This is a genomic window from Rhodopseudomonas sp. B29 (assembly GCF_000333455.1).
Lineage (GTDB): Bacteria > Pseudomonadota > Alphaproteobacteria > Rhizobiales > Xanthobacteraceae > Rhodopseudomonas.
Map to the genome: position 1 here is coordinate 1 of NZ_BADD01000252.1, position 12,255 is coordinate 12,255.

General features: G+C 64.2%; 9 protein-coding genes and 1 pseudogene. 4 read left to right on the forward strand and 6 right to left on the reverse strand.

All coding sequences use genetic code 11. The features are described from left to right. The 3 genes from I5M_RS09270 to I5M_RS09280 all read right to left on the reverse strand — a co-directional run. Window positions 1-591, reverse strand: a 591-nt coding sequence (locus I5M_RS09270) for an ATP-grasp domain-containing protein (RefSeq protein ID WP_022721143.1), incomplete at its 3' end; no start/stop codon positions are given. A 9-nt stretch (window positions 592-600) separates the two neighbouring features. Then, window positions 601-2,028 carry an aldehyde dehydrogenase family protein gene (locus I5M_RS09275; protein WP_022721144.1) on the reverse strand — a complete coding sequence of 476 codons (1,428 nt, stop codon included), beginning with the start codon at window positions 2,026-2,028 and terminating at the stop codon, window positions 601-603. Between the two features lie 47 nt (window positions 2,029-2,075). Next, on the reverse strand, window positions 2,076-3,371 hold the full coding sequence (locus I5M_RS09280; RefSeq protein ID WP_022721145.1) for an MFS transporter: 1,296 nt from the start codon (window positions 3,369-3,371) through the stop codon (window positions 2,076-2,078). 161 nt (window positions 3,372-3,532) lie between these two features. On the opposite strand from I5M_RS09280, the gene I5M_RS09285 reads away from it, so the two are divergent. Continuing rightward, complete coding sequence (locus tag I5M_RS09285; protein WP_022721146.1) at window positions 3,533-4,420, forward strand: LysR substrate-binding domain-containing protein; 888 nt, start codon at window positions 3,533-3,535, stop codon at window positions 4,418-4,420. An 18-nt stretch (window positions 4,421-4,438) separates the two neighbouring features. Here I5M_RS09285 and xsc read toward each other — a convergent pair whose 3' ends face one another. Further along, window positions 4,439-6,214: a sulfoacetaldehyde acetyltransferase gene (xsc, locus tag I5M_RS09290; RefSeq protein ID WP_022721147.1), complete on the reverse strand. Its 1,776-nt coding sequence runs from the start codon at window positions 6,212-6,214 to the stop codon at window positions 4,439-4,441. A gap of 148 nt (window positions 6,215-6,362) precedes the next feature. On the opposite strand from xsc, the gene I5M_RS09295 reads away from it, so the two are divergent. Then, entirely contained in the window at window positions 6,363-7,124 is a 762-nt protein-coding gene (locus I5M_RS09295; protein WP_022721148.1) for an IclR family transcriptional regulator, read from the forward strand. 13 nt (window positions 7,125-7,137) lie between these two features. Next, on the forward strand, window positions 7,138-8,058 hold the full coding sequence (locus I5M_RS09300) for a bifunctional enoyl-CoA hydratase/phosphate acetyltransferase (protein ID WP_022721149.1): 921 nt from the start codon (window positions 7,138-7,140) through the stop codon (window positions 8,056-8,058). A gap of 180 nt (window positions 8,059-8,238) precedes the next feature. Here the strand turns inward: I5M_RS09300 and I5M_RS09305 are convergent, their stop codons facing one another. Both I5M_RS09305 and I5M_RS29435 read right to left on the reverse strand, forming a co-directional pair. Further along, window positions 8,239-9,561: an MFS transporter gene (locus tag I5M_RS09305; RefSeq protein ID WP_022721150.1), complete on the reverse strand. Its 1,323-nt coding sequence runs from the start codon at window positions 9,559-9,561 to the stop codon at window positions 8,239-8,241. 46 nt (window positions 9,562-9,607) lie between these two features. Further along, window positions 9,608-11,225: pseudogene (locus tag I5M_RS29435) on the reverse strand (GMC family oxidoreductase). Between the two features lie 134 nt (window positions 11,226-11,359). Here I5M_RS29435 and I5M_RS09315 point away from each other — a divergent pair. Beyond that, window positions 11,360-12,139, forward strand: coding sequence for an IclR family transcriptional regulator (locus I5M_RS09315; RefSeq protein ID WP_022721153.1), 780 nt, complete (start codon window positions 11,360-11,362; stop codon window positions 12,137-12,139). Window positions 12,140-12,255: the final 116 nt, after the last annotated feature.

A 12,255-nucleotide genomic window follows, 5' to 3' on the forward strand; every position in this document is an offset into this window, starting at 1 on the left:
GCCCTTCAGCACCGCGAGCGGATTGATCTCGATGAGTTCGGCATCCTTGTCGCAGAACGCGCGGTACAGTTCGCTGAGGACGCGGGCCACGGCCGGAGCCGCTGCACCGAGATCGAGGCCTGCGAGGAGTTCCGTCGCTTCGGCCTCGCCGAAACCCTTGGCAAGATCGACCGCCTTCTTCCGGATCGCGTCCGGCTTGGTCTCGGCGACTTCCTCGATATCCATGCCGCCTTCGGTGGAGAACAGCACCAGCGGACCGCGGCTGGCGACGTCGACCATCACGGCCGCGTAAAGCTCGCGCTCGATCGGGCAGCGCTGTTCGATCAGCACGCGCTCAACTTTATTGCCGCCGATGCTCATGCCGAGGATCGCGGTCGCTGCCTCGGTCGCCTGCTCCGGCGTGTCCGCCATCTTGATGCCGCCGGACTTGCCGCGCTTGCCGGTCGGCACCTGCGCCTTGACGACGGAAGGACCGATTTTCTCCACCGCCCGCGCGGCTTCGTCGGCTGTGGTGCAAACGACGCCGTTCGGGATCGGCACGCCGGCCGGCCCAAGCACATGTTGTTTCGCTGCGTATTCTTCGAGATTCATCGCCGCCTCCTAGCGTCCGTACCGAGCCCAGTGCGGGCCGAACAGTTCTTCCTCGGACGGCTTGTCCTCCGGGATCGGCACCACGAGGTGGGTGATGTTGATGAAGTGCTTGTAGTTGAGGTTTTCGGAGATGCTGTTCTTCTGCCACGAGCCGCAGCCCATGGTCAGCGTGAACTCCAGCCCGCTGTCGAAGCCGCCACCATTGCCGAAGGTGTGGGCGAAGTTGACGAGGACCCTGACCACCGACAGCTCCTCGGCGAGCTGGCGGGCGCGGTCCATATTGGTGGTGTGCAGGCCCATCGAGTGTCCGCGGCCCTGGAAGTCCAAGATCTTGCGCACCGTATCGGCCGCCGCCGCAAAGTCGGAGGCGCGGTACACGGTCAGCACCAGCGCCAGCTTCTCGCCAGACAGCGGATAGGCTTTGCCGACGCCGGTCTCTTCGACCAGCAGGAACTTCGACTGCTCGGCTTCCTTGGGCAGCTCGAATGCTTTGGCCAGGATCGGCATGTCACGGGCGATCAGGTGGCGGTTGAGCTTGCCGTTCTTCCACAATTCGCCGACGACGCGGGTCTTCTGCTCGGCATTCACCAGATAGCCGCCGGCCTTCTCCAGCGCCGCGATGGCGGCGTCGTAGACTGCATCGACGATCACCACGGCGTTTTCCGAGGAGCACGAGGTGGCGTTGTCGAAGGTCTTCGATGCGCAGATCTTCTGCGCTGCGCTGGCAAGATCGGCGGTCTCGTCGATGATCACCGGCACGTTGCCGGCGCCGACACCGATCGCCGGCGTGCCGCTGCGATAGGCGCGGCGGACGTTGTCCTGCGAGCCGGTGACGACCACGAGGTCGACCGCCTCCATGATGGCTTGCGTGGTTTCCTTGCTGACGGGGGCCGGCAGGATTTGCACGAGGTCGGCCGGCAGGCCGATCTGCGTCAGACCCTCGCGCATATACTCGACGGCTTTGGCGGTGGTCTTGTAGCCCTGCGGCGAGGGCGCGATGATCACGGCGTTGCGGCCCTTGATCGCCATCATGGCCTTGTTGACCGGCGTTGCGCCCGGATTGGTCGACGGCGTGATTGCGCCGATGACGCCGAGCGGCTTGGCGAATTTGACGATGCCGCGTTTGTCGTCGCGCTCGATCTCGCCGACCGTCTTGGCACGCAGCAGATCGCGCAGCGTGCCGAACGTCTTGCGCTGTTTCTTGATGATCTTGTCCGGCACGTTGCCGAGGCCGGTGTCGGCGACCGCAAGCTCCGCGAGCTCGCGGGCGTGCTCCGGCTTGTACAGCGACCAGGCCAGCGCCCTTACCGCTTCGTCGGTGCGCTGCTGATCAGCTTCGGCGAAGATCTCCTGGGCGGCTCGCGCCCGGCGCATCAAACCGGCGGCGATCTCGTCGGCGTCGGAGACGCGGCTCGCAATATCGACAACCGTGCTCATTGGTCTTCCTTTCTTCTTGAGTTCGTTGAATTCGATCGGCGCCGATCTCAAACCGGTTTGAGGCTGGGTTTGGTGACGACGACAGGATTGTCTCGGACATCGACGAACCGTTGGCCGGGCTTGCAGCGCAGCGCCAGCAGGGCGCCGAGCAGCAGCACGCCGAGCGAGCCGATGAACGGCACGTCCCAGCGTCCGGTCACGTCGATGGCGTAGCCGAACACGACCGGCGAGATGATGCCCGCCATGCCGAAGCCGAAGTTCATGAAGCCGCTGGCGCTGCCGGAATATTCCGGCGTGATGTCCATCGGGATCGCCCAGATCGGCGCAACGATCAGCTCAGCGAAGAAGAACGCCATGCTGAGGCAGATCGCGACCGTCATCAGGTCGTGAACGAACACGATCGGCAGCATGAAGCAGAACGAGCCGAGGAAGCCGACCACGATGACCGAGATGCGGGCTTTGCCGACGTCGCCGGTCTTGCGCAGGATGCGATCGCTGATGATGCCGCCGACGGTGTCGCCGACCACGCCGGCGAAGAACACGCCGGCCGCGAATAGCGCCGATTTCTTCAGGTTGAGATCGAACTCGTGCAGGAAGAACGACGGCAGCCAGTTCAGATACAGCCACAGAATCCAGCCGTAGCAGAAGTCGGTGAGCGTCACCGGCAGGATGCGCTTCAGTAGCGGACCCCACGGCACCTGCTTGCGGGTGGCGGCGACCGTTGCGGGCGGCAGGCCTTCGAGGTCTTCAGGCGTCACGCCACTGTGCTTGCGCGGATCGTCGCGGAAGTAGAACCACCACAGCGCGCCCCACAGCAGGCTGGCGACACCGAGAAGATAGAACGAGTCCCGCCAGGAGAACGCCACGATCAGCGCGGCGATCAGCGGCGGCGTTGCCGCGTTGCCGAAACGCGCGAAGGCGTGGGTGATGCCTTGCGCGAATCCACGTTGATCCGGCCGCATCCAGTTGGAGAGCGCGCGCGTTGCGGTCGGGAACGCAGGGCCTTCGCCGATGCCGAGGCAGAGTCGGGCCAGGAAAAGGCCCAGCAGGCCGCCGACCAGGCCGGTCCAGATCGTCGACACCGCGACGAGGAGGGAACAGATCAGCAGGGTCGCGCGCGGCCCGAGACGATCACCAAGCCAGCCGCCGGCGATCTGGAAGAAAGCATAGGGATACGCGAAGGCGGAGAACGCGATGCCCAGTTGCGTTGCGGTAAGCCCAAGGTCCTTCTGCATAATAGGCGCCGCAGTCGAAAGATTGACGCGGTCCACGTAGAAAATGAGATACATCAGGCAGATCGTCAACAGCACAAGACGGCTGGCCTGGTTGCGCATGATCGTCATCGTCGCCTCCCGAGCGCTAATCTACGATGTGCCTTGGTGCCGGAGTTGTGCTCCGATCGATTGAGCCGATTGGCTTGGCCATCGTTTCAGCTATGCTACCCATCGGTGGTCGCCGGGACAAAATCGATAATCTGGATTGTGGTCATTCGCGGGATTGATGATTGAAACACGATCTTGATATCGCGCTGCTCCGGACCTTCGTGGCGATCGTCGATACAGGTGGACTAACCTCCGCCGGCCGCAAGGTGGGACGAACGCAGCCGGCGATCACGCATCAGATCGGGCGACTCGAAGACCTCATCGGACGCACGCTGTTCGATCACAATCGGCGCAAGCTGTCTTTGACGCATGACGGCGAGATCCTGCTGGAATTCGCCCGCGCCATGCTGCGGATCAACGACGAGGCGCTCGATCGGTTTGCCGGCGCCGGCATCGCCGGGCATGTGACGCTGGGCACGCCGGACCTGTATGCGTCCTACATTCTGCCCTCTGTGCTGGAAGATTTTTCTCGCTCGCACCCGAATGTCGAAATCGAGTTGCGCTGCACACGCAGCATCCATCTGCACGCCGCGATGGAGCGCAACGAAATCGATATCGCGCTGATGACCAACCAGCCGGAGTTTCGCCGCGGCGAGCTGATCAGGCACGAGCCGCTGGTCTGGGTCGCCGGCGTCGGCAGCAATCCGGAACTGCGTAGGCCGATTCCGCTGGCGGTGCTGCCGCAGGGCAGCGTCTATCGGGCCCACGCGCTCGAGGCGCTCGGCGCCGCCGGGCTACAATGGTCGATCAGGTCGGTATGCGACAGCATCGCCGGCCTGCAGGCTGCGGTGTTCGCAGGACTGGCTGTGTCGGTGTATCCGCGCTGTGCGGTGGTGCCGGATGTGCGCCTGCTCGGTGAGGCGGACGGCTTTCCACGTCTGCCGTCGATCGAACTCGTGCTGCATCGCAAGAGTCAGGGCATCTCCGATGCCGCCGAGCAGCTGGCGCAATTCATCGCCAGCGCTCTGGGAGAGGTCCCTGCCGCCCGGGCGAGGGGCGGCAGGTCTTAGTTACTTCGCAGCTATCGCTCAGGCGACCTGCTGCGGGCGCATGTCTTCGCGCTTGATGCCTGCGACGACGACCGGCTTCTTCATCGCGTCGCGGCGGAACGGTTCGCCGAGTTCCTGATTGAGCAGGACTTCGATGAAGGTGGTGATGCCCTTCTTCTGATCCTCACAGGACTGGCGCAGCGCTTCGGTCAGCTCGGACTGAGTCTTCACCGTCACGCCCTTCAGGCCGCAGCCTTCGGCGACCTTGGCGTAGCTCAGATTCATGTCCAGTTCGGTGCCGACGAAGTTGTTGTCGTACCACAGGATCGAATTGCGCTTTTCCGCACCCCACTGGTAGTTGCGGAAGATCACCATGGTGATGCCCGGCCATTCTTCGCGGCCGATCGAGCTCATCTCGTTCATCGAGATGCCGAACGCGCCGTCGCCGGCGAAACCGACGCAAGGCGTATCCGGATTGCCGATCTTGGCGCCGATGATCGCCGGGAAGCCGTAGCCGCACGGACCGAACAGGCCGGGCGCGAGATACTTGCGGCCCTGCTCGAACGTCGGATAGGCGTTGCCGATCGCGCAGTTGTTGCCGATGTCGCTGGAGATGATGGCGTCGCGCGGCAGGCCGGCCTGGATCGCACGCCAAGCCTGACGGGGCGACATGCGGTCGCTGTCACGCTTGCGCGCATCTTCGTTCCAGCTGGTGCCCGGATCGTCTTCTTCGTGATCCATGCTCGACAGCGTCTGCAGCCACTTCGACTTGGTGGAGTGGATCAGGGCCTTGCGCTCGTCGCGGCCGGCATTGCCTGCGCTCGGCGACAGCTGCTCCAGGATCTGTTCGGCCACCAGCTTGGCATCGCCGCAGATGCCGACGCTGACCGGCTTGGTCAGGCCGATGCGGTCGGCGTTGATGTCGACCTGGATGATCTTCGCGTTCTTCGGCCAGTAATCGATGCCGTAGCCGGGCAGCGTCGAGAACGGGTTGAGGCGGGTGCCGAGCGCCAGCACCACGTCGGCCTTGGCAACCAGCTCCATCGCGGCTTTCGAGCCGTTATAGCCGAGCGGGCCGACGGCGAGCCGATGGCTGCCGGGGAAGCTGTCGTTGTGCTGATAGTTGTTGCAGACCGGCGCATCGAGCCGTTCCGCCAGCGCCGCGCAGGCGCCGATCGCGCCGCCGATCACCACGCCGGCGCCCGACAGGATCACCGGGAACTTGGCTTCCGACAGCAGCTTCGCGGCTTCCGCCACGGCGCCTTCGCCGCCGGCCGGGCGTTCGAAATCGACGATCGCCGGCAGATTGATATCGACCACCTGGGTCCAGAAATCGCGCGGAATGTTGATCTGCGCCGGGGCCGACAGCCGCTTGGCGCGCATGATGACGCGGTTGAGCACTTCGGCGACGCGCGACGCGTCGCGGACTTCTTCCTGATAGCAGACCATGTCGCGGAACAGCGCCATCTGCTCGACTTCCTGGAAGCCGCCCTGGCCGATGGTCTTGTTGGCGGCCTGCGGCGTCACCAGCAGCATCGGCGTGTGATTCCAGTAGGCGGTCTTGATCGGCGTGACGAAGCCGGTGATGCCCGGGCCGTTCTGCGCGATCGCCATCGACATCTTGCCGGTCGAGCGGGTGTAGCCGTCGGCGATCAGCCCGCCGTTGCTCTCGTGCGCGACGTCCCAGAACTTGATGCCGGCCTGCGGAAACAAGTCGGAAATCGGCATGAAGGCCGAGCCGATGATGCCGAACGCGTTGTCGATGCCGTGCATCTGCAACACTTTCACGAAGGCTTCTTCAGTCGTCATTTTCATCGTTGGGCATCCTTTTGATGTGTGGCGCGCCGGTGCGGGCGTCTGTCTCCCTGCGAACGAATGCCATTTCGAGAGCCTCGTTTCAACAAAAATTTCGAATTTTGATTTTTAACGTTCCATTTTTTGGAATTTATGCTATTCAGGCTCCATGAATGAACTGACGGGGACGTTGAAGCCCCTCGCATTGCTGGAAACGATGGCGGCGCTTGAGCATCCCGCAACCCTGGCGGAGCTTGCGGCGAGCGCTGACGTGCCCAAGCCGACGATGCATCGCTGGCTCGGCGCGCTCGAAGCCGCGGGCCTGTTGCAGCGAACGCCCGACGGGCGTCGCTACGAGCTGGCGCCGCGCGCGGTGCGGCTCGCCTTTTCCATTTTGAACAACCGCCCCAGCAGCACGATCCGCCACGAAATTCTGCAACGCGTGGTCGAGCAGGTCGGCGAGAGCTGTAACCTCACGGTGCTCGACGGCACCGAAGTGACGTATCTCGATCGCGTCGAGTCGCAGTGGCCGCTTCGCATCACCTTCCAGCAGGGCTCGCGCGTGCCGGCCTATTGCTCGGCCAGCGGCAAGCTGTTCATGGCGCTGATGCCGCCGGCCAAGCGCGATCTGGTGCTGCAGCAATCGCGGCTCGAACGCCTCACCGACAACACCGTCGTCGATCAGCAGGTGCTGCTCGCCGAACTCGCCGATATCCGCCGCGACCGCTACGCGCTCGATCGCGAGGAGTTCATGGCGGGGCTGGTGTGTCTCGCCGTCCCGATCTTTCAGACCAAGGGACGCATCAAGAGCTGCGTCGCGGCGCTCGCCATCCAGGCGCCGGTGACGCGGCTGAATCAGACCGAGATCCTGACCAAACTCCCTGTCCTGCAAGAAGCCGCCGAAACTCTGGCCGCCACCCTTAACGAATAGCAACGAGAGCAAGATGCAGCCGATGGAACAGACCTATCCGAAGCTCGACGCGCTGCGCGCGAAAGCCCGCGCCAAGGGCCGGCTGACCGTGTCGGTGGCCTATCCGTGCTCCAACGATTCGCTCGCGGCGGCGTTGTCGGCGCGCGATGACGGGGTGATTGATCCAATTCTGGTCGGCCCGCGCAGTCGCATGCAGGCCTGCGCCGATGCATTGCAAGTAAGCCTCGACGGCGTCCGGGTGGTCGAAGCGCCCGACGATCCGGTCAAAGCGTCGCGTGCCGCAGTGGCATTGGTCAGTTCGGGCGAAGCCAAGGCGCTGATGAAGGGCTCGCAGCATTCCGATCAGCTGCTCGCCGCCGCGCTGACGCGCGAAGCCGATCTGCGCACCGGGCGGCGGATGAGCCACGTGTTCTGGTTCGACCTGCCGAATTATCACAAGCCGCTGATGGTCACCGACGCGGTGGTCAACATCGCGCCGACGCTGCAGGAGAAGGTCGACATCCTGCACAACGCGATCGAGCTGTCGCATGCCATCGGCCTGCCGGAGCCCAAGATTGCGCTGCTGTCGGCGATTGAAACCGTCAGTGTCGGCCACGTCTCGAGCATGGACGCGGCGGCGCTGTCCAAGATGGCCGACCGCGGTCAGATTCCCGGCGCCATCATCGACGGACCGCTGGCGTTCGACAACGCGATCTCGGCTGCGTCGGCCGCCAACAAGGGCATCGACTCGCCGGTCGCCGGCGATCCCGACATGCTGCTGGTGCCCAACCTCGACGTCGGCAACGTGCTGTACAAGTCCTTCATCTACATGGGCCGCGGCGAATGCGCCGGCCTGGTGCTCGGCGCCAAGGTGCCGATCATCCTGACCAGCCGCTCCGACTCCCGCCGCGCGCGGGTGGCGTCCTGCGCATTGGCGCAGCTCAGTTTGGGATAAGCGAGCATAGTAACTGGCTAAAAAGAAAGCGGCCCGAGGTGACTCGGGCCGCTCTTTTGTTTCCGTCATGGCCGGGCTTGTCCCGGCCATCCACGTTCTTGCTGCATGTACCGCCGTATTCGTGGATGCCCGGGACGAGCCCGGGCATGACGAGGTTGAGGTGAGGGCCGAACTAACTGATCAAGCCGTCCGCACCGCGGGCCTGAACTGCTCTTGCTGCGAGCGCTTGCGGGCCAGCGAGGCGATCCACCAGGCCGACAAGGCGCTCACCAGTCCGGCAAAGGCTGCGTAGCAGGCGATGGCCCAGCCGCCGTTCGGGCCGTAGGCCTGCATCAGCGCGGTTGCGATGATCGGGGTCAGTCCGCTCGCGAAGATGCCGGAGAACTGGTACACGAACGAAATGCCGGTGTAGCGCACCTGCGGCCGGAACAGGTCGCAGAACAAAGCGGCTTCGGGCCCGTAGATCGACGCGTAGAAGATCGCAAACGGGATGATCAGCGCGGCCCAAACCAAAACCGGATTGCCCGGGAAGGTCATCCAGATCCAGAACGCCGGCAGCGCCGACAGGCCGGTGATCAGCGAACCCCAGAAGTACACGTTGGTACGCCCGAGCTTGTCGGACAGCCGTCCGAACAGCGGGATGAACGCGCACATCAGCAACGCCGCGGTGCAGACGCCGAGCAGTGCTTCGGTGCGCGGGATCTTGAGCTGCGAGGTCAGGTAGGCGATCGAGTAGACGCCGAAGATGTTGAAGAACACGCCGTCGATGTAGCGCGCGCCCATGCCGGCCATCACTTCGCGGGGATAGTCGGTGATCATGGTGGCGAACGGGATCTTGGCTTCGGTGCGGGTGTCCTTCAGCTTGGCGAACTCCGGCGTCTCCATGATGTTGAGCCGGATGTAGAGGCCGATGAGCACCAGCACGAAGCTGAGTACGAAGGCGAGACGCCAGCCCCAGGCGAGGAACTGCTCGTTGGTCAGCGTGAACGACAACAGCGCGACGACGCCCGAGGCGAGGCACAGGCCGATCGATAGACCGATCTGCGGCAGGCTGGCGTAGAGACCGCGCTTCTCCGGCGGTGCGTATTCGTAGGTCATCAGCACCGCGCCGCCCCATTCACCGCCGAGGCCGATGCCTTGCAGCACGCGCAGCGCCAGCAGGGCGATCGGCGCCCAGATGCCGATCTGCGCATAGGTCGGTACCAGGCCGATCAGGAAGGTCGAGACGCCCATGATCATCAGCGTCAGCACCAGCATGCTCTTGCGGCCGATGCGGTCACCGAAATGGCCGAAGATCACGCCGCCGAGCGGGCGGGTGACGAAGCCGACCGCGAAGGTGGTGTAGGCCAAGAGCGTGCCGACGACGGGATCACCGGACGGGAAGTAGAGCTGATTGAACACGATGCCGGCGACGACGCCGTACAGAAAGAAATCGTACCATTCGACTGTCGCGCCAATCAGCGACGCGATCACGACACGCTTGAGCAGAGCGTCCTGCTTCATTGTTCCTCTCCCTAATGATGATTTATTTTCGGTTTGTAGAGACGTCTTAGGCTGCTTTGGATTCCTCTGTTGCTGCCGCCAGGATCATGTCGGAGGCTTTTTCCGCGATCATCACCGCCGGGGCATGGGTGTTGCCGGACACGAGGGTGGGCATGATCGAGCAGTCGACGACGCGCAGACCGCCGATGCCGCGCACGCGCAGGCTCGAATCGGTCACCGCCATTGCGTCGCTGCCCATCTTGCAGGTGCCGGACGGATGGAAGATCGTCGCGCCGTATTCGCGCGCGAACTCCAGGATGTCGTGATCGGTCTGCACGTCCGGGCCCGGCCTGTATTCGCTGGCGAGGTACGGCCGCAGCGCATCGGTGGCGGCTAGCCGGCGCGCATACTTGATCGACTCCACCGCACAGATCCGGTCGGTCTCGGCCGACAGATAGTTCGGCTTCATCGATGGCGGCTCCATCGGATCGGTCGAGCGGATGTTGACGGTGCCGCGCGATTCCGGCCGCAGCTGACACACCGAGAACGTGCAGCCCGACCAGTCGTGCGGCTTGGCGCCGGCCATGTCGGCCGACAGCGTCGAGAAGTGGAATTGAATATCGGGAGTTGGCGACCCNGGCAGGATTTTGGTGAACAGGCCGCCGCTGTTGATGCCGACACCGAGCGGGCGGTGCCCTGGTCAGCCACTTGAGCCCGATCTTGGCCTGGCCCATCAGCGTGCGCAGATCGTCGTTGGTGGTGATCGGCTTGCTGACCTTATACATCAGCCGGAATTGCAGATGATCCTGCAGGTTCTGTCCGACGCCTGGCAGATCGTGAACGACATCGATGCCGTGCTGGCGCAGCAGCGCTGCGGGGCCGATGCCGGAGAGCTGCAGCAGCTGCGGGCTCTGCAGCGCGCCGGCCGACAGGATCACCTCGCGCCGGGCGCGGACTTCGCGGATCGCGCCGTTCTGCCGGAAGCGGACGCCGGCGGCACGCTTGCCTTCCATGATCAGGCCGGTCGCATGCGCGTCGGTCTCGATCTGCAGATTCTTGCGGCCGCGCGCCGGCTTCAGATAGGCGACCGCCGAGCTGATGCGCCAGCCGTTATGCGTGAACAGCTGGAAGTAACCGACGCCTTCCTGGTTGCCACCGTTGAAGTCGTTCGTCCGCGGCACGCCGAGCTCTTCGGCGCCACGGATGATGGCCTCCATCAGCTCGTTCTTTTCCTGGATGTCGGAGGACCACAACGGGCCATCGCCGCCATGCGTGGCGCTGGCGCCGCGGCTGTTGTGCTCTGACTTGATGAAGTAGGGCAGCACGCTGTCCCAGCCCCACCCGGCATTGCCGAGCTGCGCCCAGTGATTGTAGTCCTCGCGCTGACCGCGGATGAAGATCAGGCCGTTGATCGAGCTGGAGCCGCCGAGACCGCGGCCGCGCGGCCAGTAGATCTTGCGGCCGTGCATGTTGGCCTCTGGATCGGTGTAGTACCGCCAGTTGTAGGCCTTGTGGAACATCGTCTTCCCGTAACCGATCGGGATGTGAATCCACAGGTAGTTGTCCTTGGGGCCGGCTTCGAGCAGCAGGACGCTATGCCGTCCGTCGGCACTCAAGCGGTTGGCCAGCACGCAGCCGGCCGAGCCGGCGCCAACAACGACGTAGTCGAATTCCGCAGCACCCACTGGCGCTCTCCCTGTCTCGTCTTTATTGTCTCATTGAGTGAGACGTTTCATCTCAAAGAGTGGATGAGATGCAAGTGTTTGTCAACATGCCCGCGCGCTGGCATGAGTTCGGCTGATTGAGGACGTGTGTTCTGATGAGCGGACCGACGACGACCGGCGTTTCCGAGCGCGCTTTGCTGCTGCTCGAATTGCTCGCAGCCGCAGACGAACCGCCGACGCTGAATGAGCTGATGGCGGCGATCGAACTGCCCAAGGCGACCACGCATCGCTTTCTCACGTTGCTGGAAAAGCTCGGCTTCGCGCAGCGTACGGTCGATGGCAAGCGCTATCAGATCGGGCCGCGCCTCACCGCGCTGGCGCTCGCTTCGATGCGGCATTCGTTTCAACTGGCGCCGCGCCGCGCCGTGCTGGCCGGCCTTGTCCGCGAGATCGGCGAGACCTGCAACATCACCGTGCTCAGCGGCGCCGAGCTGATCTATCTCGACCGCGTCGAGTCCGATTGGCCGCTGCAGATCCGGCTCAGTGTCGGCTCGCGCGTGCCGCTGCATTGCACCGCCAGCGGCAAGCTGTTCCTCAGCCTGGCGCCGCCTTCGATTCGTAAGTCGCTGCTGCAGGCACTGACACTGACGCGTCATACGCCGCAGACGATCACCGATCTGGCGACGCTCGAAGCCGAACTCGACAGCATCCGCGAGCGCCGCATCGCCACCGACAACGAAGAATTCATCGAGGGCATGACGGCGGCCGCGGTCCCGGTGACGGACGCCAAGGGCGTCCTCTGCGCCACCGTCGCGGTCCATGGGCCGACCGCGCGCCTGCCGCTGTCCCGCGCCGTGGAACTCGTGCCGGCGCTGATGAAGGCGGCGCGCGCGCTCGAACAGAGCTTCGCGGCCGACGCGCCTGTCAAAACCTGAAGGCGCTGCCAGCAGCGTAATCAGGCTGGTGGCTAGCAACTAATCAGTCGCCAGCGCAGACCGCACATGCATTCTCGGGCGACAGGGGAACTGCGACTCTACGTCATCGCTCATCG

Bases quoted from the DNA above. Each gene is read 5' to 3' on its own strand.
- I5M_RS09275 (WP_022721144.1), bottom strand. From the start codon at position 2,028: ATGAGCACGGTTGTCGATATTGCGAGCCGCGTCTCCGACGCCGACGAG.
- I5M_RS09280 (WP_022721145.1), bottom strand. From the start codon at position 3,371: ATGACGATCATGCGCAACCAGGCCAGCCGTCTTGTGCTGTTGACGATC.
- xsc (WP_022721147.1), bottom strand. From the start codon at position 6,214: ATGAAAATGACGACTGAAGAAGCCTTCGTGAAAGTGTTGCAGATGCAC.
- I5M_RS09295 (WP_022721148.1), top strand. From the start codon at position 6,363: ATGAATGAACTGACGGGGACGTTGAAGCCCCTCGCATTGCTGGAAACG.
- I5M_RS09300 (WP_022721149.1), top strand. From the start codon at position 7,138: ATGCAGCCGATGGAACAGACCTATCCGAAGCTCGACGCGCTGCGCGCG.
- I5M_RS09305 (WP_022721150.1), bottom strand. From the start codon at position 9,561: ATGAAGCAGGACGCTCTGCTCAAGCGTGTCGTGATCGCGTCGCTGATT.
- I5M_RS09315 (WP_022721153.1), top strand. From the start codon at position 11,360: ATGAGCGGACCGACGACGACCGGCGTTTCCGAGCGCGCTTTGCTGCTG.